Origin of the sequence: Thalassotalea sp. 1_MG-2023, assembly GCF_030546745.1 — a bacterium.
Classification (GTDB): domain Bacteria; phylum Pseudomonadota; class Gammaproteobacteria; order Enterobacterales; family Alteromonadaceae; genus Thalassotalea_C.
Map to the genome: position 1 here is coordinate 34,059 of NZ_JAUOPD010000012.1, position 22,326 is coordinate 56,384.

Consider the following 22,326-nt stretch of genomic DNA (forward strand, 5'->3'; position numbering starts at 1 on the left):
AAAGTTTTTCACATTATAAAGGAATGAATGCTGAGTCAGTAGTAGTTTTTAGACTAAATTGTGCGATTGTTGAAGAGTAGCTATAAAAAAGGCTGGAAGTTATCCAGCCTGTATCAAATTTATTAGATGCTTTAAGCTAATGGTTAGCGTTGAACGGGTACACGTTTGGTGCCGACAATTCGTGCTTCAATTCGTCTGTTTTTAGCATGAGCTGCAGCTGTGTTAGCAGAATCTAATAACTCACTTTCACCATGACCTTCAGCAGTTAAGCGTGAACTGTCAATGTTAAACTGCTCTGTTAGTATGTTTACAATTGCTTGAGCACGTTTTTGTGAAAGTTCTTGGTTATATTTATCATCACCAACTGCAGAAGTATGACCATTTATTGTGATAGATTCTTGCGGATATTGCTTAAGAAACTTCGCCGCACGTTCTATTTCTGGAAGCGCTTCTGGTTTTACTTCATATTTATCGTGAGCAAAGTGAACCGATAAATCCATCACTTTTTCGCGTTCCATAAATATTGTACAGCCAACAGAATTCACTTTATTGTTTAACGGTGTATTCATGCACTTATCAACAGCGTCAGGAACACCGTCTTTATCTGAATCAGCAGGTAATTGTTCTTGTTGATTATTTGCTGGCTTAACCGGCTTGGCTGCAGGGGCTGCCGCCGGAGAGTCAATATCACCAAAGTAATAAATAAAGCCAATTTTACTAACAAAATCAACATGATTATCATCAAGTTGATACATACCTTGGCCTTCTAAGTAGAAAGCAGCATTATTGCTGATGTAGTGACGGTAACCCGCACCTACGCCAGGAGAAAGGTTTGAGTGGTCAACATCTAGAAAGTTGGCTCCGGCTACCATGTAAAAACTTTTTTGATAAGGGAAATAGAGCAAATCTAATGCTGTGTTTGTGCCTGATGCAACATCAAATCTATCGTCTTTTGCGTCTAAGTTTATGTAAGAGTATGACAGTCTTGCTTCAAAGTCTTTGGTAATACGGTAGCCTAATTCAAGACCTGCACCTGCTCCATTATCGAGAGATGTGGTACCGAAGTTAGGGTCTGTGATTAAGCGATCATCATCTGTATTGATGTGAAGGCCGTGTGCACCTAAATAATTTTTACCTACAAGTTCTTCTGCGTCTGGTTGTTCAGTTGCGAGTGCATAAGAAGTGGTAAGAGAAGTTAAGGCTAAAGTCACGCCTAAAGTTGCGAGCGATAAAGTGCGCATGTAGTCATCCTTAATTAATTGTATGAAAATTTAACGTTTTTAAACGTTAATGCGCGGTAATTTTAACGTATCTACACTAAGTTTTCACCACAGTATTAAATATTTTCTCTTTTTAATTTAATGATTAAGTCAATATGAGGAATTAATTCTTCAATTTCAGCAATGTGATCTCGTAATGACTCCCATTGGTATAACTCTAGTTTTCCTGAGTCTAGAATTGCTTGTTTAAGTTCGCTCACGAGTGAATTTTCATCTTCTTGCTCAATGAATTCATTAATTCTCAGTAAATTATCAAGATCTTGTTGGCTGATAATTTCAAGTTCATTTTCTTTTGCCATAACTCGTACCTATAAATGTGAGACTATGTTAAGTATAGGAGTTATTGAACTTTTTGATGTATTCATTGAGAAATTTGATTAAATAAACAGTTGAACTTGGCCAACTGTTTATAGGGGGGTTACTACGATTGGGCAAAGTTCGAAAGCGTATCACCTGCCATACGGTATCCGACCCACTCAGGTTGAGGTTCTGCACCTAATGATTCATAAAACTCACGAGAGGGGGTATTCCAATCTAAACAACTCCATTCAAATCGGCCGCATTCTTTATTTACTGCCGTTTGTGCAAGATGTTTAAGTAAAGCAATACCTGCACCTTTTCCTCGATATTGTGGGGATACATATAAGTCCTCCAAATAAAGCCCAGGTTTTGCTAGCCACGTTGAATAATTATAAAAATATACCGCAAAGCCAATGGCATCACCGTTTAATTCGCAAATTAACCCGTGTACCCCAGAATTTGCATTAAACATGCTTGATTCAATCGTTGCTACCGTTGCATGAACTTCATTTTCAGCTTTTTCATAAATAGCAAGTTCGCGAATGAAGTGTAATATGGTTGGTGCATCTTCAATAACTGCTGACCTTATTGTTAATGACATATGAACTCCTAATTGTATAAATTTTTGATGGTATTAAAACATGATGAATGTCGGTTATATAATTTAGTGTATTTGTAGTGATGAAAAACTGTATAGGTGGTTTTTTTTCTTTATTGTAGCTGTTTTAGCGCTGAACCATGACTTAAAATAGTTGTCTATTTTTTGTTATAGCAACAGACCCAAATACAAAAGTAACACTTTTAGTTTGTTTAAACTCTTTTTAATACTCGTTGAATGCCACAGTTTTAATAAAAGTAATTTTATACTTTTTGGAGAATATTTTGAATCTTACGAAATTTAATCAATTCGTTAAGGTAGGAGTCATTTGCAGCCTGCCTTTGTTTTCACTACCAAGCCAAGCACTTAAGGTGAGTAATATTGCTCAGCAAACTGCTGAGTATGCCGTAAATACTTATTCACAAGCTATGGTAGATAGCTTAGCAAAATTAGTACAATATAATACAGTTGCGACAAAAGGAATTCCTTCTGATCAAAACCCAACACATATTGCGTTTAAAAAAGAGCTTCAACAGCAGGCACTATCGCTTGGTTTAGATTATCAAGATGATGGTTATATTGTCATCATAGGTTTAGGTAACAGCAAAGAAAGAGTGGGCATTATTACCCATGGTGATATTCAACCAGCAAATCCTGATAAGTGGGTAAAGTCTCCTTTTGAATTAGACACAACGAGTGAGCCAGGAAAGTTAATTGGGCGAGGAACTGAAGATGATAAAGGTCCTATCGCAACAGCACTTTATGCGATGAAAGCCATTAAGGATGAAGGGATCCCTTTAAATAAACGACTTGAGCTTTATGTTTATATGGCTGAAGAATCTGATTGGCAGCCGTTAATAGACTATGTCAAAACTCATGAGTTGCCACAGACTAATATTACAATTGATGCCGAATACCCCGTAGTGACAGCCGAGAAAGGTTACGGCACGTTAAAAATTGCGTTTAATAAATTGCAGAAACAAACGTTCGATACTTATATCAAGCACTTTGAGGGTGGATATTTCGGCTCTCAAATACCGGAAGATGCCAAGGCTGTGATTGAAAATGCTGATATTAATCTATTAGAAAAATTAATGAAGAAAGCACAATCATATCAAGGCGTTAATTTTGACTTTACCTTAAAAGATAATCAATTAACCATTACAGCCTTAGGAAAGTCAGCGCATTCTTCCAAGCCACAAGAGGGAGTTAATGCTATTCCATATTTAGCTGACTTACTAGCTGATCATCGTTGGCCAAATAATGGAGCAGGTACTTTAGTAAACTTCATTAATGATAATATCGGCTTAGGATTAGAAGGTAAAAAGTTTGGTGAAATTGCTTATCATGATGACTTTATGGGGCCGATGACAGTTTCCCCTACGGTGATAAAACAACATAAAGATAGTCTTGAATTAAACATTAATATACGTCGCCCTAAGGGGAAAACAGCTACGCAACTCAGGGCTGAAATTACCCAAGCTATCGCAAGTTGGAAGTTACAATACCTTGCTGAACTTACTGAGTTAGATCACCAAATTGGTGATCCGTTTGTACAATCAGACGCGCCTCACATCGATACGTTATTATCTGTATTTACTCACTTTACCGGGATAAGTAACGCACAGCCGATATCTATTGGTGGAGGCACTAATTCTCGTTTATTTCCAGGGGCAGTGGCATTTGGTCCATCTATGCCCGGCGAAAAATATACCGGTCACTCTGAGCATGAGTTTATCACGAAAAAACAGTTTGATTTGAACTTGAAAATGTATACTGCAGCGATGGTTGAATTAGCAAAGTAATACGTACTAGGTTCAGTTGACGCTAGTCGTTTTACCTTTCATCTTCTAAGCACTTGGCGATAAAGGGAACTTCACTTTTCGCCATAAATGCTTCTAATACCGCAATGTTTAACCAAAACATTGCGAATGCAAAGAGAAAGCTAAAATTAATGAAGATGATCACCGCGGGAAGTATTGCAAGGATTAGGATAACAGCATACCTACCATAAAAATCAGTGCTTTTTTCTTCATTGAATAAAACGATTGCATGATGAATACGCCGAAATCTTTCAGAAGCGCTTAATTGGCGCAATAACGGATGGTTCCACAAAAAAATGTAGTGCATGTATTTATTCCTTTAAAAACGACACATCCTAAGATCCTCAATATCTTTAACACTAGCAACTTTATTTTAACTTATCAATACACTTGATTAATTAGAAAAAAGCATCATTCGTTTATTTATATACAGTTTCATAGACTGGTACTACATACTGGTTATGCGTATTATGTGATAAAAATTAACGGCAAGTACTAATAATGAAAACATGTATTGTAACTGGCGGAAGTTCAGGTATCGGGCTGAGTATTGCCCAGTCTTTTATGGCAAAAGGTTATCGAGTTTGTAACTTAGATATTAACGACGGTGGAGTAGGTGAATTTTTTCATTGTGATGTTACTGATCATCAATCAGTACATCAGGCAATTGAATTGATTGCAGAGTCATCAAGTATTGATGTGCTGGTGTCTAATGCTGGAGTTCATTTTTCAGCGACGATCGAAGATACTTCGCCGTATGAGTTACAACGTATATTCGATATCAATGTAAAAGGCGCCTATTCAGCAATACAAGCAGTATTACCTGTAATGAAAGCGCAAAAACAAGGTGCTATTATTTTAATGTCTTCTGACCAAGCTATTATTGCGAAGCGAAATTCTTTTGCATATAACTTGAGCAAATCTGCACTTGCGTCAATGGCGAAAACAACGGCTTTAGATTACGCGCAGTATAATATAAGAGCTAATGCCGTATGCCCTGGAACAATCGAAACATCGTTATATCATAATGCTATTAACGCTTATTGTGAACGTTCAGGGGCAGACAAGTCAGAAGTGCATCAAGAGGAGGCAAGCTTACAACCGTTAAATCGCTTAGGCCAACCTGAGGAAGTTGCGGCCTTAGTCACATTTTTAGCGTCGGATGAAGCTAGCTTTATCACAGGGAGCTTGCAAGTGATCGATGGTGGTTACACCGCACAGTAATATGATAAAAATTATTGATCCACATTTGCACTTGTTTGATATAACGCAGGGTGACTATTATTGGTTAAAGCCTGAAAATCCACCGTTTTGGGCTGATAAACCTATCATTCATCGGTCTTTTACCTGTGCAAATATCGAATTACAGCCACCATTTTCACTTTGTGGTTTTGTACACATTGAAGCAGGGTTTGATAATCAGCAACCGATTAAAGAGGTCGAATACCTACAGCAAACGGTTACTTTACCTTTTACTGCAATAGCATATGCAAATATTACCGATGAACCTGTCGTTTTCAAGCAAACGATAACAGCGTTAATGCAGAATCGGCATGTAGTAGGTATTCGATATATTCTTGATGATAACGCCATTGAAATATTATCGAACACTAATGTTAAAGAAAATTTTTTATGGCTTGCTGAAAACTCACTTATTTTTGATTGCCAAATGCCATTAGCCAATAAAAAAGCCGTTTCATTGTTGTGTACGCTATTATCCCAAACTCCAACATTAAAAGTAGTGATTAATCATCTTGGTTCACCAAGTCAAATTGACGAAAAGGTTATTAACAATAAATGGTATCAAGGGCTATTGGCATTATCGGCGTTTCCTTCGGTGGCAATAAAGTGCTCTGGCTGGGAAATGGTGTCGAGAAGCTATGATCATCAATGGCTGAGAACCATGGTATTAACCTGTGTTGATGTGTTTGGTGAGCATCGCGTGATGCTGGCGAGTAATTTTCCATTGTGTTTGTTTACCGTTAACTACCAAGAATATTGGCAACAGGTTATTGATGTAATACCAAACTCGCTAATACCAAATTTGTGCTATAAAAATGCAAAAAAATGGTATAACGTAGAATAAAATTCCTGTGTTGCGTTAATTCGCGTTATATTTATGGACAAATTTGATAAAAAGATTCTAGAAATTCTTCAACAAGACTGCACGTTATCTGTCAGTGATGTGGCAGCAAAAGTTGGCTTGTCGACAACTCCATGCTGGCGGCGTATTCAATCGTTAGAAAAAAAAGGCATTATTAAAGGGCGAGTAGCCTTGGCGGAACCGGAAAAACTCAATGTAGGCTTAACGGTTTTTGTGATGATAAAAACAAATCAACACAACCCTCAGTGGTTAGCCGCCTTTGGTAAAATAGCTAAAGAATTTCCAGAAATTATTGAGTTTTATCGAATGAGTGGTGAAGTAGACTATTTGTTAAGAGTTGTTGTTTCCGATATGAAAGCCTATGACAGTTTCTATAAAAAACTCATTGATCGGGCAAGTTTTGCCGATATTAGCTCAAGTTTTGCGATGGAAGAAATTAAGTATACTACAGCACTACCCGTTAATTATGTTTAGCGTCAGTTAATCGTTAAAGGTAATACTGTAATGAAGTTTGTCGGCTTCAAACTTTAACTGATGCATCTGTGCTAAATAATGAAAGGTGTAATTTTTATTGCTGTTGATTGCATGTTTTAGCGTTAATGTTTTGGTATTAAGATCAGAAAACATATCAATGTAAATTAATCGATTTAGCATGTTCACTGCGCGTTCTGCATGCGCTTTTTCAAAGCTGATAGATACACTTGTTACTTGCTCTACTTGAGATTTTTGCATCGTGAATATTAAATTGTGTTTTGTCGTAACATCGAAATAAATATTGCCATCAAAAGCGTGTTTTAATCGATCGCTGAGTAAATGTTCCCGCTGAAACTGCTCTTGTAATGTCAAAATATCTTGCAGATAGGGTTTGTTTGCATATTTTCCGATGAGTGCTTTGTTTGATAAGGCTGCCACACACTGTAAATCTTTATAAGCACAATAGGCAAAATGGTACCGTGCTTGAGCATAATTTTTCGTTTGATTTAAATGATAAACACCTAGGTTGTAGTTAATATCGGCATCAAAGGGAAATAGATCGTACGACTTTTGCCAGTACAGTGCACCTAGCTTTTTATCTGAAGCTACTTGCCCTAAGCCATTATAATAAATAGTGCCAAGATTCAAATAAAGTAATGCCGTGGCAAACTCTTTTGAACGAGATAAACAGTGAAGGTAAGTTTGCTCTGCTTTTTTAAAGTCTGCTTGTTGCTCCCACATAACACCTAAGTTATTACATGCATCGGGATATTCAACGTCAATGCCTTTATTAAAATAATAGGCAGCTTTAGGAGTAATACGTTGAACTTGATAAGTTTGTGCAAGCAAATTGAATAGATAACCTTGATCGAATTTATTTAAAGTATTAGCTTGGTTTGTTGCATAGATTAACAATTGCTGCGCAAGTTTCTGGTCTAATTCTTTCGTTTTATCCGTTACTCCCTTATGTTCTTTGAACCATAAATAGCTACCGAGAGTTAGCGCTTGTTTAGTAATGGAATAATCATCAAATATTTGAATTTCTAACCCAGTACCTACTTGGCTAAAATGTTGATGGGCATACTGCCATTGTATCTTATCGAAGTGATTTTCACGCTCAGCAAAAGCGACTGATGCACTCAGTAATAAGATAAGCAATGAGGAGATAATCGCAGTACGGATCATGTGTTTATCCTGTTTTTAAACTGCGTTTTTATATAAAATATAAAAGATTCAAATAGCGTTGAAACTTGTTCCATAGCAGAGTTTAGACGGTGATCACCATCAATTAGGTGCAAAGCACATTGCGTTTGATGTCCAAATCTAATCGAATGCTCAACAGGTATAACATCGTCAGACCAACCGTGAATTATTTCAATATTGTTACCAGATGAGTCATACATTTGTTGTGCGTAATTAGGCATATATAAAGCTGGTGCTAATAAAAACAGCCCTAGTGGTTTATTGGTTTGCGCGGCTACGAGTGAAACATAGCCGCCCATGCTTGAGCCAACCAAAACATAAGGTTGCATCTCTTTTGCTAAGTAATCATTGAGCATTATGACCCGATCATCGGGGTTGGCAATGTGACGGTAATCTAAACTATCAATTTGAAAGCCAGCAGCTTTGCCTATCTTTGCAAGTGTAGTAATTTTACTGCCCCAAGGGCCGCTTTCTTTGCCATGAGAGAAAATAATTTTCATTGTGACCTCAGAGTTAAACTCCTAGCTGAACTTGCTTGGTTTAATAATATTGCTGGTAATGGTTATTTTGATCCCGTTGCTTTAAACATAACCAGTAACCTTGACTGTATGACTCAGGCGGTTTGCTATTGATAAATAAATTCGGGTTCATATTGATACTACAACGAGAAATGTTTGCCACATTATATTCTAAATCTATTGTTCACTTTAAACACTAGGTTTATGTTTTAGCAAGTGTTTTTCATTTTACCTGTACAGAATTATACTTTTCTGCTGTGTTTATGAATGAAAGCGTGAAGATTCATCGCCGTTTTCACGAAAAAAATCTTAATGGCTTAGTCAGGTAAATCTTTCGAAAAAGTCCAAGACTATTGGCTTCAAAACAACGATAATATTGTCATATACATTTGTTTGCCTGTTTTGGATTTTTCATGGAAATTAACGTTAACTTTTTGGATAACTTGCGTGTTGAAGCGAAGTTTGATGACTTTTCAGTGATTGCTGATCAACCTATTCGATATAAAGGAGATGGTTCAGCACCGAGTCCGTTTGATTACTTTTTAGCATCTTCAGCATTATGCGCGGCTTATTTTATTAAGGTTTACTGTAAATCTCGCGATATTTCTACCGATGGCATTCGGTTATCTCAAAACAATATTGTTGATCCAGAAGATCGTTATAACCAAACCTTTCAAATTCAAGTAGAAATTCCAGAAGCAATTTCTGAAAAAGATCGCAAAGGCATATTACGCTCTGTTGAGCGCTGTACCGTAAAAAAAGTCATTCAAACTGGGCCAACATTTGATGTTAAAGCAGTAGATAATTTAGCGCAAGACGCGCAAGCGATGTTGACTGATTTCTCAAGTAATGGAGAGGCAACCTTTATCGAAGGCAAAGATCTTCCATTAGAGAAAACTATTGAAAACATGACACAAAAGCTTGCAGAGCTCGGCATGAAAATTGAAGTGGCATCATGGCGCAATATTGTGCCTCATGTTTGGTCTTTACACATTCGCGATGCAGCCTCACCAATGTGTTTTACCAATGGTAAAGGCGCGACTAAAGAAAGTGCATTATGCTCAGCACTAGGGGAGTTTATTGAACGTTTAAGTTGTAATTTTTTCTATAACGATCAATTTTTGGGTGAAGACATTGCCAATAGTGATTTTGTTCATTATCCATGTGAGCAGTGGTTTCAACCGGGTAAAAGTGATGAACTGCCAAATGAGATTTTAGATGAATATTGCCTAGATATTTACAACCCAGATGGTGAACTACGTGGCTCTCACTTAATTGATACTAATTCAGGTAATGTAGAGCGAGGGATTTGTTCAATTCCCTATATACGCCAATCAGATGGTGAAACCGTGTATTTTCCATCTAACCTGATTGAAAACTTATTCTTAAGTAATGGCATGAGCGCAGGAAATAACCTGCAAGAAGCGAAAGTGCAGTGTTTATCGGAAATATTTGAACGTGCTGTTAAACGCCAGATAATTGAACAAGAAATTGTCTTACCTGATGTACCACAAGCGGTTATCGAACAATATCCTGGTATACATGAAGGTATTCAAGCTTTAGAAGCCCAAGGCTTTCCTATTGTGGTTAAAGATGCCTCGCTTGGTGGGCAATTTCCAGTGATGTGCGTTACGTTGATGAATCCTAAAACGGGCGGTGTATTTGCCTCTTTTGGTGCTCATCCAAGTTTTGAAGTTGCTCTTGAACGTAGTTTAACTGAATTGTTGCAAGGACGAAGCTTTGAAGGATTAAATGACGTACAAAGACCAACATTTAATAGTATGGCAGTTGCTGAGCCCGAAAATTTTGTTGAACATTTTATTGATTCATCAGGTGTTATTTCTTGGCGCTTTTTTAGTGAAAAGCATGACTATGAGTTTGTTGAATGGGATTTTTCAGGGAGTAATGATGAAGAATGCGAAACACTTTTTAGTATTTTAGCAGCGATGGGTAAAGAGGTGTATATTGCTGAATTTACTGAAATAGGCCAAGCTTGTCGTATTCTAGTCCCTGATTACTCTGAAGTATATCCGGTTGAAGATTTAATCTGGGACAACACCAATAAAGCATTGCAATATCGCGAAGATATTTTAAACATTCATCGTTTATCTGATGATGAACTTGCTGCGTTAGTTACTCGATTAGAAGACAGCCAACTCGATAACTATATCGATATTACCACTTTAATAGGTATTGAATTTGATGAAAATACTGTTTGGGGACAATTAACCATTCTTGAACTTAAGATACTAATTTACCTTGCTTTAGGTGCGTTAGAAGAAGCACAAGAGTTGGTTGGTGAGTTTCTCCAGTTTAATGATAATACGGTAGAGCGTGGTTTATTTTATCAAGCGATGGCTGCAACGCTTGAAGTGGCAATTAATGAAGATCTTGAAATAGATGATTACCTAACAAACTTTACCCGTATGTTCGGACAAGAGGTGATGGATAATGTCATTGGCTCTATTAATGGCGAGGTAACTTTTTATGGCTTAACACCTACTAATATGCAACTTGAAGGGTTAGATAAACATTTACGACTGATTGAAAGTTATAAAAAATTACATCAGGCAAGAGCGATTAAGGTGATGGGTTAACGTTTTATTATTTGACGAAAAGGATTGTTTTAGTGCGTTTTACTTTGATCACATTTTCTTTAGCATTGTTGCTTAATTCAGCAATGTCGTTGGCATCTTCTCAGCAAGAATTGTTACCTTTAGAAGCTTCACCAGAAGAAGATTTTTGGACGGAGTTTTTACAAAGTGGCCAAGCATTTAAAGAAAAAAAATGCCAGCAAAAGGGCATGTATTTTAGGTGTATTTCAGGTTATGAACCTTCTTATTTTGGCTATGTTGGTCGAGATGAGAAGCACTTAGATGGTTCACATTTAGAATTTAAAGTCTCGCTAAAATACCCACTTTGGGGAAGTTTAGTTGATATAGGTGATGAAAATACCATTGATGAGCGTTCTCAAGCGGTCTACTTTGCTTATACAGGGCAATATGATTTTTACTTTGGCTCTCGCTATTCTGCCCCTGTTATTTCTAGGCAGCAAAATCCAGGTATATTTTATAAGTACGAATATGAAACGCGTCAGAGTGGTTATAAAAGCTTTTCAGTGGGCTATTTTCATGAATCTAATGGCCAAGAAATAGATGAAGAGCGCGTATTTGATAACAAAGTCGCAGATATTTTGGACAGTATTTGTCGTGAAGAAAGCCATGAAAGCTGTTTATCTGATGCTTTTAATCAAAAACGGGCAAACGCTATGGCGACAGATTATTTAAGTAGAGGTTGGGATTACTTAGCCGCCTCTACTAAATATACTTTAATGCATCGGCGAGATTTATTTGGTAGACGAATTGCGGTGCAAACTGATTTTTATTTCACTGCAAAAGCCTATTTTAACTGGCAAGGGTTAGGAGCCGTAAAAGGGCGTGAAGAAAATATTGCTTGGTTAAAAGGTATTGATCACCCCGGTGATAATGTGTATGACTATCGAACCTTCCAGTTAACGGTGAATAGAAAACTTGATTATCAAGGTTGTGCCGATATTGCGAATAACGATTGTCATGGCGGAAATGGTGATAAAAACTGGTTAGATTATCTCGCAGATAACACGGAATGGAGTTTGACACTCTCGTCTGGAAATAAACTGAATAATATCTCATATCGACTTGAATTTGTGCATCATTTTGCAGGCCTTTTCCCCTTAAAACTAACGTATTTCAATGGTTACGGCGAGAATATCTCAACGTATCAAGCCAAGAGCCATTATTGGATGATCGGTATAGATTTATGGTAGTTAGCACTATTTGAATACGAGAAAGGTAACAAAGCCCAATGAATATAACATAGGGCTTTTTTTGAGAAATTAGATTGGTTATAAACTCGCGTTGATTAGCCAGCCAATAAACAGCACTTGTGGTACCGTTATCAGGGGTAAGTACAAAGCAATTTTCCAGCTTTTCATGGTGTCTTTTATCACCATTACTTCAGTATAGTCAGTTGCAGCACCAGCCATTAAAAAAGTAAACGCATTACCGGGTGCATTCGCTCGTGTGACTAAATCTGCAGCAAGTGGCGTTGAGCCTTCAGAGCAAACTTCAAGAATGGTCGCGGCAAGTAGGGTTAATAAAAGGCCTCCTGTTGTTGCACCAAACCACATGTTAAAGCTTTCTGGCGGTACAAATGCACGAACAACTGCAACAATAACAATACCAACCATCACCCAACGAAACACCATGCGAGAACCTTTAATGCCATCAACTAACATAGAAAGGCTGGCTTTCGGAGAATAATCAGCGTCACGTGCTAATGTTTTAAGCGCAGCCTTGATATTAAAGTTTTCTGGTATGGTGTGACTATTAGGATTGGCAGGTAACGTACCGTTTTGTTCTAAACGGTCAAAAATATAGCCGCTGATCCAAGCAATGACTAACGATAACGCAATAAAGGCAAGTGTCCATGGTAAGCCAATTAAACCAATTAAAATTAATGTTAAGGTGAATGAGTTCCATGGGCTAGCAATAATAAACGCCATTACTTGGCCTAAACTTGCACCGCGTTCATAGAGTTTCATACCCACCATTAAAATACCGTGATTACAAAGATCTAAAAATAAGCCTGCAAAGGTTGCTCTAAATAAACCTTTAGCAGTGTGTCCTTGTCCTAACGTGGCGATGACGATATCGCGTGGCACACGATTTAACCAACCAACAGCAATAACCCCTAATGCCATACCTATCCACATTGCATTCATCATTTCAACAGAGGTTTTACTAATAATGTAATACCAGTGATCAGATGGACTCTGGAACCAATAAGCAATAAACGTTAGGGCGACAATACTGCTAGATACCCATAGAAGCCAATCAACGCGATTTTTTTCAGTATCACAGCATGAAGCGCTTTGATTGTTGTTATCTTGCTGAACCGTTGTTGAATTCACACCCTTTTTTTCTGTTTCGTTGCAACAATTAGTCATGATGTGAATTCCCCTTATCAAAACTTTCAATCAAATGACATACGTGGTTGCCTGTCGGTACGCAATCAGGCAGTTGTTGCCAGTGCTTCGTTGCCTCTTTCATCGTGTAATAGGTTTGTTGCATGGCATCGATTTTATGCTTAATTTCTGTCAGTCGCTGTTGCATGATCTCTCGCACCTTTTGACAGGGAGATTGCCCTTGAGTTGATTGTTCAATAATGAGTTTTATGTCATGTAATGAAAACCCTAACGATTTTGCTTGCACGATGAATTGTAATCGCTGTTCATCTGCAAAATTGTAATCTTTATAGTTATTTACAGGGTTTGTTGTTGGCGTTAATAAGCCAATTCTCGTGTAATACTTTACGGTATCAATATTGATATTATTGCGAGTAGCAAGTTGCTTAACGCGCATGTGTGATCCTCAGAATGATAAAACGTGAGACAACTATAAAGCGATGAGTAACTCATCGGTCAAGCGTTACTTTACGTTGTTATATACATTAATTAAAGCGTCGTTTGATTTGCGCAGTGTTAAACGTACTGTCAATCACATTGCTGAGAACCTTTTTCTCAGTTAATCAGCTTATCTGAGGAGTTAAATAACCAATATTACTCAATTCTACTTGGTCGAAAATACCGACAACGTCACCAATAACGATTAACGTTGGTGGCTTTATAGCTTCTTTAATGACGGTTTCATGTAGCGACTCGAGTGTGCTTCGGTAAACACGCTGTTCAGGGGTAGTACCTTTATAAATGAGCGCAGCCGGAGTCGTTTTATCCCTACCTGCGGCGATAAGTTGCTGCGAAATGATAGGAATACTTTTTACACCCATATAAAACACAATAGTTTGCTTGCTGTTTTGTAACGTAGACCAAGGTAAATCTAATTGCCCACAGTCTTTAACGTGACCGGTAATAAAGGTACAGCTTTGTGCGGTTTGTCGATGCGTTAATGGAATACCCACATAGCTTGTACAGGCTGATGCTGCCGTTATTCCGGGGACAATATGACATGAAATACCATGTTTTAAAACGAATAAAGCTTCTTCTCCACCACGACCAAAAACAAAAGGATCACCACCTTTTAGTCGAAGCACTTTCTTTTTGTCAAGCGCATGATCAACCAGTAGTTGATTTATACCATCTTGCGGAACTCGATGTTCAGCTTGTTTTTTCCCAACATAAACTCGCTGACAATCATTCGGCAATAAAGCCATAATTTCTTGGCTAACTAACCGATCATAAATAACCACTTCTGCTTGTTGAATAAAACGGTATGCTTGAAGTGTTAATAGATCAGGATCACCAGGGCCAGCCCCCACTAATGCAACTTCACCAGCCTGAAAGGATTGTTTATTTTGAGGAAAATATACTGACATGCTTAACATACAAACTAAAAAGAAGTGATTGTAGCTTTTTATCATTTGATACGCCACGCAGCGTTAATATATTTTGTTCAGCTCTACGATTAATTGCGCTAATTAAAGGTTGTTAAACAGTTTACTATTGCAAAAGTACAGCAATGATTTAATGTTTAGCCGAAGCAAATGAAAATACCAGAGTTTATTGTCTTAGAAAGGTGTGAATTGAAGCATGCAATTATTGGTACGAAAATATCTACTAAAGGCCTCATTATTAGCTGGACTAAGTTTATTGTTTGGTTTGGTGTTGTCGTTATTGGTTTTTCAAGCCAATGAAAAAGTTAAAGTACAAACGGTCGATGTTGTTGAACATCGATTGCCTATCTTATCTGCCATCAATGAATTAATCGCTGATTTAACAGAACAAGAACGAATAGTTTATGAGTATTATCGCTCTAAAGAACAAGCAATATTTTTATCTTCATCAAGTAATATACAGCGTACTTTCGCTATGCATTTAAGTGCATTAGAGGGACAACAAGGTATCAGGCAAGAAACGAAAAATATTCAATTGCAACAGCAAGAGATTATTCAACTATTTAATCGTTTTGATCAGTTAATGGATGTTTATGAACCGGACTGGGATGCATTAAGGGAAGTACTAACCGCAATATCAAACCAACGTTTGCAAATGCTACCTACGCTTAAATATATTGAAAAAATTACTAAAAAACAAGTTGATGAAGGGCACGTTGAAACCCTTCAGCAAATTGATAAAACTGCGATGCTTGTCACTTTTTATAGTATTTTTATTGTTGTTATCGGAGTGATTGTTGCATGGTATATCAGACAGTATATTTTGGCACAAACGAAAAGCACTAGGCTTACACATTTTGCTCAACGAAACCCTAACCCTATTATCAGTGTTAACAGTGACGGTGAGGTGCTTTTTTCGAATCCTGCTTGTGAGCGTTTATTAAAGCAAGAAGGCTTCGATAATAAAGAGGTAAGCAAACTTATTCCCAGTAATTTTTTAGCGCTAAGAGAGATAATTGCGCGATCTAATGATCATTATATTGTTATTGAACAAACATTAAAAAATAAAATACTGCAAGTGAGTGTTAATTGGTTAGAAGAGTTCGACGCGTATGATATTCACATTAAAGATGTGACCGAACAGGTTGTTGCACAACAAGAAGTAAAGCATTTAGCGTTTACCTCACAAGAAACCGGTCTACCAAATCAATATAAATTAAAAGAAAAACTATCAGCACTTATTGAGAGTGACGCCATTTTCTCTTTAGGGGTTATTGCGATTAGACAGTATAACGACAAAGTCGCAACGTTAGGAGGAGAAGTCACCACATCGTTAATTAGGTGTGTTGCCAACGTTGTCAGTAATACTATCACCCAGCACGTTGAGTTTTATCATCTTGGTGAAGGCGAATTTGCTGTGCTAACGCTTGAAGGTGAGAAAGGTACCACTTTAGTGACTTTGGCAAATAAGCTAAATAAACAAACTGAAAATGCGCTAGTCACTCGTTATGGTGAATTTTTTATAGAATTTGATTTTGGCTTTGCTGCTTTTCCTGAGCATGCAAATAATAGTAATAGCCTTTTAAAAAATGCACATATTGCGTTAGGCGTTGCTTGTCAAAATCCCCATGAAAATTATGCATTTTTTACCCCTGAGTTTGCCGCTCATGCTGAAAAGAAAGCTGCCATGACCGATAGTTTAAGGAATGCAGTTCTTCTTGATGAACTATTTCTTGTTTATCAACCGCAACTTTGCATTAATCACAAAAAGATAACGGGAATAGAAACATTAGTTCGCTGGCGTCAAAATGGTAAAATTGTTCCGCCAATAGAGTTCATTCCGCTTGCTGAACAGTCTGGTTTAATAGTGACGATAGGGCAGTGGATTTTGCAACAAGCTTGTATATTTGGGCAAAAACTCATTGAGCAACACAATATTGAATTAGTCGTAGCTGTTAATATCTCTCCAAGACAATTTTCACACCCACAATTTATTGAAACCGTCGAGCAAGCCCTAGAGAAAAGCGGGCTTAATCCACAGCACTTAGAGCTTGAAATTACAGAAGGTGTTTTTATGCACCATGAAAAAAGTACCTTGGAAATGATGCATAAACTTAAACAACTTGGTATTCAACTCTCAATCGATGATTTTGGCACAGGGTACTCTTCAATGAGTTATCTGAAACAGTTTCCTATTGATAAGTTAAAGATTGATCAATCATTTGTACGTGATTGCGATAAAAATGATCAAGATAAAGCCATTATTAACAGTATTATCGGTCTAGGAAAAAGTTTAGGGTTAACACTTATCGCAGAAGGAGTGGAAGAGTCGGCACATCTTGACATCTTAACCGCGATGGAATGCGATGAAATACAGGGATATTGGTTTAGCAAACCGTTAGAGGATGATGCCTTAATTGAATTTATACATCACCATTAATAGTTTGGATCGTAATTCGTGTAAGGAAGCGAATGTTTTTTTAAATGCGCTTGGAAACAGAGTTATTGTGTTTGAAAACAACAACTCTGTTCTTGTTTAAACGCGAGCCATTACTTACTTAACGCTTCGCCTAAATGTGGGCGAATATCTTTTAATATTTCTTTTAATAAACGTGGGCTACCAGCAACAATGTTACCAGAATTAGTATGATTATGGTTGCCGACAAAATCAGTAATTAAACCACCAGCTTCAATCACGAGTAATTCACCCGCGGCGGTGTCCCAAGGCTTTAAGCCTAATTCAAAAAATCCATCAACTCGGCCAGCAGCAACATAAGCTAAATCTAAAGCCGCAGAACCAGCACGGCGCATATCAGCTGTTTTTACAAACAAGGCTTGAAACATATTCATGTATGCAGGCATGTGCTGTTTTTGTTTGAAAGGAAAGCCTGTCGCTAAAATAGCGCCAGAAAGTTCTTTGTTTTGTTTAACGCGAATACGGAAGCCGTTTAGTTGAGCACCTTTACCGCGACTGGCTGTAAAAAGCTCACCACGAATAGGGTCAAATACTACAGCTTGGTCAAGTTTACCTTTTACTTTTAATGCAATAGAAACGGCAAAATGAGGAATGCCTTTTACAAAGTTTGTTGTACCATCAAGGGGATCTATAATCCATTGGTAATCACTGTCACTGCCATCAATTGCACCAGATTCTTCGCCGATGATCGTATGATTTGGATAAGATTTTTGAATTGTATCAATAATGGCTTGCTCTGCCATTTTATCTACATTGGTAACAAAATCATTCGTACCTTTTAATTCAATCTCAATTTTATCTACTTGCTCAAAAGAACGAGAAATAATATTTCCAGCACTACGCGCAGCGCGCACAGCAATATTTAGCATCGGGTGCATAACAATACCTTAATAGTTTAAACAGCTTTGTAAAAGAACGAATACAAAATCAACACTCTGATTTCGGCGGCGAATTATAGCAAACAGAAATAATAAATGCGAGCAAATGTGAACAATGAAAAGGTTGTTTTTTGTTCGGTAATGTCATGAGTAAAACTTTAATAGATAATATAATCATAATTCAGAAAGATAAGCTCTATTAAATTTAGCGTATTTACGTGCTTTTTTTACCATACAGGGGTATTGTTTTTATGCTAACATTATCCGCAGTTTTAGCCATCTAGATAGTTAATTTGAGCAACTTAATCGCTCGGTTTGATCAAGCAAAGAGATTTTAAGGTAATGTTAGATTCTGTACGTATTGTGTTAGTAAACACTTCGGATTGTCGTAATATCGGTTCAGCAGCGCGAGCTATGAAAACCATGGGGTTAACTGAACTATATTTGGTTGACCCAATTGAGTTGCCAAATGGCCAAGCGCAAGCATTAGCAGCAGGAGCTACGGATGTTTTAGCAAATGCAAAAGTTGTTAAAACATTGGAAGACGCTGTTGAAGATTGTGGTTTAGTGGTTGGCACTAGTGCTCGGTCTCGCACATTACCTTGGCCAATGTTAGAACCAAGGACGTGCGGTGAAAAAATGGTTGCTGAAGGGCAAAAATATCCGGTTGCATTAGTGTTTGGTCGTGAAAGTAGCGGCTTGACTAACGAAGAGTTACAGTTGTGTCATTTTCATGTGCAAATTCCAGCTAACCCTGAATATAGTTCATTAAATTTAGCCATGGCTGTGCAAACGTTAAGTTATGAAGTGCGTATGGCTTTTCTTGCGAGCGAAAATAAGCAATACGAAAATAATGATATTGAAGACTACCCAGTTGTCGAAGAAACAGAACGAATGTTTGAACACTTTGAACAAGCATTAAAAGCAACAGGTTTTATCGTACCTAGTCACCCAGGATTGGTTATGACTAAGTTACGTCGATTTATTAATCGTGCACGACCTGATAGTAAAGAAGTTAAAATGTGGCGTGGAATTTTATCTTCGGTTGAAAAGTCAGCCAAGAAATAATGCGTTACAGCAGTAAAAGGAAATAGTAATTATGTTTAGTCGTATCAAAGAAGATATTCAAAGTGTCTTTGATCGAGATCCTGCCGCAAGAACCACATTTGAAGTGCTTACCAATTATCCGGGTATGCATGCAATTTGGATCCACAGGCTAAGCAATAAACTCTGGCGAAATAACTGGAAGTTAATCGCGCGAATGCTTTCAACTTTTTCCCGATGGCTGACCGGTGTGGAAATTCATCCGGGGGCTAAACTTGGCCGGCGCTTTTTTATCGATCATGGCATGGGTGTTGTGATTGGTGAAACAGCTGAAATTGGCGATGATGTTACCTTGTATCACGGCGTTACTTTAGGTGGAACCAGTTGGAAAGCAGGTAAAAGACACCCTACGTTAGGCAATAACGTTGTTATTGGTGCCGGCGCGCAAGTGCTTGGGCCAATAAGAATTGGTGAAAACGGTAAAGTAGGCTCTAACTCCGTCGTGGTAAAAGATTTACCGGATAACGCGACTGCGGTTGGCATTCCCGGAAAAATTGTTAATCCGAACAAAAATGGTACTGATGAGTTACGTGAGAAAACCGCGGAAAAATTTGGCTTTGATGCATACGCAGTATCGGAAGATAGCCCTGATCCAGTGGCAAAAGCGATAGGCCGTTTATTAGATCATGTGCATTTAATGGACAATAAAGTCGCTGATTTGTGCAAAGAAATTAACCGTATGGGCGGCGAAGTTTGTCAAGATGCTTTACCCGAATTAAGGGTAGGTGAGTTTATCGAAGACGAAGCTGCAGCAGCAGCACGACGTAGAAAAAAAATAGATTCATTCGACCCTGAAATATAATCGTTTAAAGCATTAGATCAGTGACTTGCCTATTAATAAAAGAAAAGTTCATTTCTTTCTTAAAATACCTGAGTAAATTACTCAGGTATTCATTGCAAAAACTATAAAGGTGTGTAGAATACTTGAGTATATTGCTCAGGTATTTATTTGACTATTTTATAGGGTTATGTAGAATTGCGCGCAATTTTATTGAGGTAAAGAATGAAACTCACATCTAAAGGGCGTTATGCCGTTACAGCTATGCTTGATGTTGCTATCCATGCAGCAGACGGGCCTGTCTCTTTAGCTGACATTTCAGAACGTCAGGGAATTTCTTTATCTTACTTAGAGCAATTGTTTTCTCGTTTACGCAAGCACGGGCTTGTTAATAGTATTCGAGGCCCAGGCGGAGGGTATCGCCTTGGAAAATGCTCTGCTCAAATATATGTTGCTGATGTTATTTCAGCTGTTGATGAGAGCATTAATGCTACCCGGTGTGGTGGCAAAGGAGATTGTCAGTCAGGTGATCAATGCTTAACGCATTCACTATGGACTGACTTAAGCAATCGTATTGAAGAATTTTTACAAGGTATTTCTTTGTCTGAGTTAGTTGAACAAAGAAATGTTAAACAGGTCTCAAAGCGGCAAGATAACTTGCAAAAGCGTGAAGAAAAGCACGCACTAGAGACCTTAATCGCAACGAATTTAATACAAAACTGTTAGCGCAGTAATGTCGATTAAAATTGGAGACAGTTAGTCAATGAAGCTTCCTATTTATTTTGATTATTCAGCAACAACACCAGCAGATAAGCGTGTTGCTGAAAAAATGATGCAGTACCTAACTACAGATGGTTGTTACGGTAACCCAGCATCACGTTCACACAAATTTGGCTGGCAAGCTGAAGAAGCGGTTGATATTGCTAGAAACCAAATTGCAGACTTATTAAATGCTGACCCGCGTGAAATTGTTATAACGTCAGGCGCTACTGAGTCAAATAACCTTGCTATTAAAGGTGTTGCTAATTTCTATAGCAAAAAAGGCAAGCACATTATTACCTGTAAAACGGAACATAAAGCTGTGCTTGATACGTGTCGTGAATTAGAGCGTCAAGGGTTTGAAGTAACCTATTTAGACCCAGAAGCAAATGGCTTAATTGATTTAAACAAGCTTGCTGCAGCATTACGTGATGACACAGTGTTAGTGAGTATCATGCACGTAAATAATGAAATTGGTGTTATACAAGACATCGCTGAAATTGGTGAAATGTGTCGTGCACGTAAAATTGCTTTTCATGTTGATGCAGCACAAAGTGCCGGAAAAATCCCATTAGATATGCAACAGTTAAAAGTTGATCTTTTATCTATTTCTGCACACAAAATGTATGGTCCAAAAGGGATTGGCGCATTATATGTTCGCCGTAAACCTCGTATGCGTTTAGAAGCTCAAATGCATGGTGGTGGACACGAACGTGGTATGCGTAGTGGTACGTTACCAACACATCAAATTGTTGGTTTTGGTGAAGCGTGTCGTATTGCGAAAGAAGAAATGACACAAGACTTAGCGCACGTAACTGCCATGCGAGATCGCTTATGGGCTGGCATAGATAACTTAGAACAAGTATTTATTAATGGTGACGTTGATAAGCGTTATCCCGGTAATTTAAATGTCAGCTTCAACTTTGTTGAAGGTGAGTCGCTCATTATGGCACTAAAAGATTTAGCGGTATCAAGTGGCTCTGCTTGTACATCTGCAAGTTTAGAACCATCTTACGTGTTACGCGCGTTAGGATTAAATGACGAAATGGCACATAGCTCAATTCGCTTTAGCTTTGGCCGTTTTACTACCGAAGAAGAAGTCGATCATGCTATCAGTATTATTTCAAAAGCGATTGCACATTTACGTGAAATGTCACCGCTTTGGGAAATGTATAAAGATGGTGTTGATTTAGATTCAGTTGAATGGGTAGCGCACTAATACGCTAGCGTTATCAGGAGAGAATATTATGGCTTACAGTGAAAAAGTAATTGATCATTATGAGAACCCTCGTAATGTAGGTTCATTTAGCAAAGAAGATCCACAGATTGCAACCGGTATGGTTGGTGCTCCAGCTTGTGGTGATGTAATGAAACTTCAATTAAAAATTACCGAAGAAGGTATCATTGAAGATGCTAAATTTAAAACGTATGGTTGTGGTTCAGCAATCGCTTCAAGCTCACTTGTGACTGAGTGGGTTAAAGGCAAAAGTATTGATGAAGCATCGGGCATTAAAAACACTGACATCGCTGAAGAGTTAGCACTACCGCCAGTGAAAATTCACTGCTCAATTCTAGCGGAAGATGCTATTAAAGCTGCGATTGAAGATTACCGTACAAAACACGGTGAATAGGTAGGCATTG

General features: G+C 37.8%; 22 protein-coding genes. 12 read left to right on the forward strand and 10 right to left on the reverse strand.

Annotated elements, in window-relative coordinates; all coding sequences use genetic code 11:
- Positions 1-143: 143 nt before the first annotated feature.
- The 3 genes from Q4489_RS10935 to Q4489_RS10945 all read right to left on the reverse strand — a co-directional run bounded on the left by Q4489_RS10935 (position 144) and on the right by Q4489_RS10945 (position 2,181).
- Entirely contained in the window at positions 144-1,241 is a 1,098-nt protein-coding gene (locus tag Q4489_RS10935; protein WP_303480166.1) for an OmpA family protein, read from the reverse strand.
- A gap of 95 nt (positions 1,242-1,336) precedes the next feature.
- A complete protein-coding gene (locus Q4489_RS10940) occupies positions 1,337-1,579 on the reverse strand; it encodes a hypothetical protein (RefSeq protein WP_303480171.1) in 243 nt (80 codons plus the stop codon).
- 122 nt (positions 1,580-1,701) lie between these two features.
- The gene (locus Q4489_RS10945; protein WP_303480173.1) at positions 1,702-2,181 is read right to left on the reverse strand and encodes a GNAT family N-acetyltransferase; all 480 of its coding nucleotides are present in this window, start codon (positions 2,179-2,181) and stop codon (positions 1,702-1,704) included.
- Between the two features lie 281 nt (positions 2,182-2,462).
- Here Q4489_RS10945 and Q4489_RS10950 point away from each other — a divergent pair, with 281 nt between their 5' ends.
- Positions 2,463-3,983 carry a dipeptidase gene (locus Q4489_RS10950; RefSeq protein WP_303480174.1) on the forward strand — a complete coding sequence of 507 codons (1,521 nt, stop codon included), beginning with the start codon at positions 2,463-2,465 and terminating at the stop codon, positions 3,981-3,983.
- A gap of 31 nt (positions 3,984-4,014) precedes the next feature.
- On the opposite strand, the gene Q4489_RS10955 is transcribed toward Q4489_RS10950, so the two are convergent.
- Positions 4,015-4,308 (reverse strand): hypothetical protein, encoded by a 294-nt coding sequence (locus Q4489_RS10955; protein ID WP_074499099.1) that lies wholly within the window; start codon positions 4,306-4,308, stop codon positions 4,015-4,017.
- A gap of 191 nt (positions 4,309-4,499) precedes the next feature.
- Between Q4489_RS10955 and Q4489_RS10960 the strand changes: the two genes are divergently transcribed.
- Genes Q4489_RS10960 through Q4489_RS10970 form a run of 3 tightly spaced genes read left to right on the forward strand, consistent with a single transcriptional unit; the run spans position 4,500 to position 6,579 of the window.
- Positions 4,500-5,225: an SDR family NAD(P)-dependent oxidoreductase gene (locus tag Q4489_RS10960; protein ID WP_303480363.1), complete on the forward strand. Its 726-nt coding sequence runs from the start codon at positions 4,500-4,502 to the stop codon at positions 5,223-5,225.
- A gap of 1 nt (position 5,226) precedes the next feature.
- A complete protein-coding gene (locus tag Q4489_RS10965) occupies positions 5,227-6,087 on the forward strand; it encodes an amidohydrolase (protein ID WP_303480175.1) in 861 nt (286 codons plus the stop codon).
- Between the two features lie 33 nt (positions 6,088-6,120).
- Positions 6,121-6,579 carry an Lrp/AsnC family transcriptional regulator gene (locus Q4489_RS10970; protein WP_303480176.1) on the forward strand — a complete coding sequence of 153 codons (459 nt, stop codon included), beginning with the start codon at positions 6,121-6,123 and terminating at the stop codon, positions 6,577-6,579.
- A 6-nt stretch (positions 6,580-6,585) separates the two neighbouring features.
- On the opposite strand, the gene Q4489_RS10975 is transcribed toward Q4489_RS10970, so the two are convergent.
- Positions 6,586-7,764, reverse strand: coding sequence for a hypothetical protein (locus Q4489_RS10975; RefSeq protein ID WP_303480178.1), 1,179 nt, complete (start codon positions 7,762-7,764; stop codon positions 6,586-6,588).
- Complete coding sequence (locus tag Q4489_RS10980; RefSeq protein ID WP_303480180.1) at positions 7,761-8,282, reverse strand: YqiA/YcfP family alpha/beta fold hydrolase; 522 nt, start codon at positions 8,280-8,282, stop codon at positions 7,761-7,763. The genes Q4489_RS10975 and Q4489_RS10980 overlap by 4 nt, the downstream gene beginning before the upstream one ends.
- A 431-nt stretch (positions 8,283-8,713) precedes the next feature.
- Here Q4489_RS10980 and Q4489_RS10985 point away from each other — a divergent pair, with 431 nt between their 5' ends.
- Positions 8,714-10,897, forward strand: a complete 2,184-nt coding sequence (locus Q4489_RS10985) for an OsmC domain/YcaO domain-containing protein (RefSeq protein ID WP_303480182.1) — start codon at positions 8,714-8,716, stop codon at positions 10,895-10,897.
- A 32-nt stretch (positions 10,898-10,929) separates the two neighbouring features.
- Positions 10,930-12,105 (forward strand): phospholipase A, encoded by a 1,176-nt coding sequence (locus Q4489_RS10990; protein ID WP_303480183.1) that lies wholly within the window; start codon positions 10,930-10,932, stop codon positions 12,103-12,105.
- A gap of 78 nt (positions 12,106-12,183) precedes the next feature.
- Here the strand turns inward: Q4489_RS10990 and Q4489_RS10995 are convergent, their stop codons facing one another.
- The 3 genes from Q4489_RS10995 to cobA form a co-directional block, all read right to left on the reverse strand.
- Positions 12,184-13,287, reverse strand: a complete 1,104-nt coding sequence (locus Q4489_RS10995) for a permease (protein WP_303480184.1) — start codon at positions 13,285-13,287, stop codon at positions 12,184-12,186.
- Positions 13,280-13,702: a MerR family DNA-binding protein gene (locus tag Q4489_RS11000; RefSeq protein WP_303480187.1), complete on the reverse strand. Its 423-nt coding sequence runs from the start codon at positions 13,700-13,702 to the stop codon at positions 13,280-13,282. The genes Q4489_RS10995 and Q4489_RS11000 overlap by 8 nt, the downstream gene beginning before the upstream one ends.
- A 166-nt stretch (positions 13,703-13,868) precedes the next feature.
- Positions 13,869-14,672 (reverse strand): uroporphyrinogen-III C-methyltransferase, encoded by an 804-nt coding sequence (gene cobA, locus Q4489_RS11005; RefSeq protein ID WP_303480190.1) that lies wholly within the window; start codon positions 14,670-14,672, stop codon positions 13,869-13,871.
- A 214-nt stretch (positions 14,673-14,886) separates the two neighbouring features.
- Here cobA and Q4489_RS11010 point away from each other — a divergent pair, with 214 nt between their 5' ends.
- Entirely contained in the window at positions 14,887-17,130 is a 2,244-nt protein-coding gene (locus Q4489_RS11010; RefSeq protein ID WP_303480192.1) for a bifunctional diguanylate cyclase/phosphodiesterase, read from the forward strand.
- A 110-nt stretch (positions 17,131-17,240) separates the two neighbouring features.
- On the opposite strand, the gene suhB is transcribed toward Q4489_RS11010, so the two are convergent.
- Complete coding sequence (gene suhB, locus Q4489_RS11015) at positions 17,241-18,044, reverse strand: inositol-1-monophosphatase (RefSeq protein ID WP_303480196.1); 804 nt, start codon at positions 18,042-18,044, stop codon at positions 17,241-17,243.
- 342 nt (positions 18,045-18,386) lie between these two features.
- On the opposite strand from suhB, the gene trmJ reads away from it, so the two are divergent.
- The 5 genes from trmJ to iscU all read left to right on the forward strand — a co-directional run bounded on the left by trmJ (position 18,387) and on the right by iscU (position 22,316).
- On the forward strand, positions 18,387-19,112 hold the full coding sequence (gene trmJ / locus Q4489_RS11020; protein WP_303480199.1) for a tRNA (cytosine(32)/uridine(32)-2'-O)-methyltransferase TrmJ: 726 nt from the start codon (positions 18,387-18,389) through the stop codon (positions 19,110-19,112).
- Between the two features lie 31 nt (positions 19,113-19,143).
- Positions 19,144-19,950 carry a serine O-acetyltransferase gene (gene cysE, locus Q4489_RS11025; protein ID WP_074499112.1) on the forward strand — a complete coding sequence of 269 codons (807 nt, stop codon included), beginning with the start codon at positions 19,144-19,146 and terminating at the stop codon, positions 19,948-19,950.
- A gap of 201 nt (positions 19,951-20,151) precedes the next feature.
- A complete protein-coding gene (iscR, locus tag Q4489_RS11030; RefSeq protein WP_074499113.1) occupies positions 20,152-20,652 on the forward strand; it encodes a Fe-S cluster assembly transcriptional regulator IscR in 501 nt (166 codons plus the stop codon).
- A 37-nt stretch (positions 20,653-20,689) separates the two neighbouring features.
- Positions 20,690-21,904, forward strand: coding sequence for an IscS subfamily cysteine desulfurase (locus tag Q4489_RS11035; protein ID WP_303480236.1), 1,215 nt, complete (start codon positions 20,690-20,692; stop codon positions 21,902-21,904).
- A gap of 28 nt (positions 21,905-21,932) precedes the next feature.
- Positions 21,933-22,316 carry a Fe-S cluster assembly scaffold IscU gene (iscU, locus tag Q4489_RS11040; protein ID WP_074499115.1) on the forward strand — a complete coding sequence of 128 codons (384 nt, stop codon included), beginning with the start codon at positions 21,933-21,935 and terminating at the stop codon, positions 22,314-22,316.
- Positions 22,317-22,326: the final 10 nt, after the last annotated feature.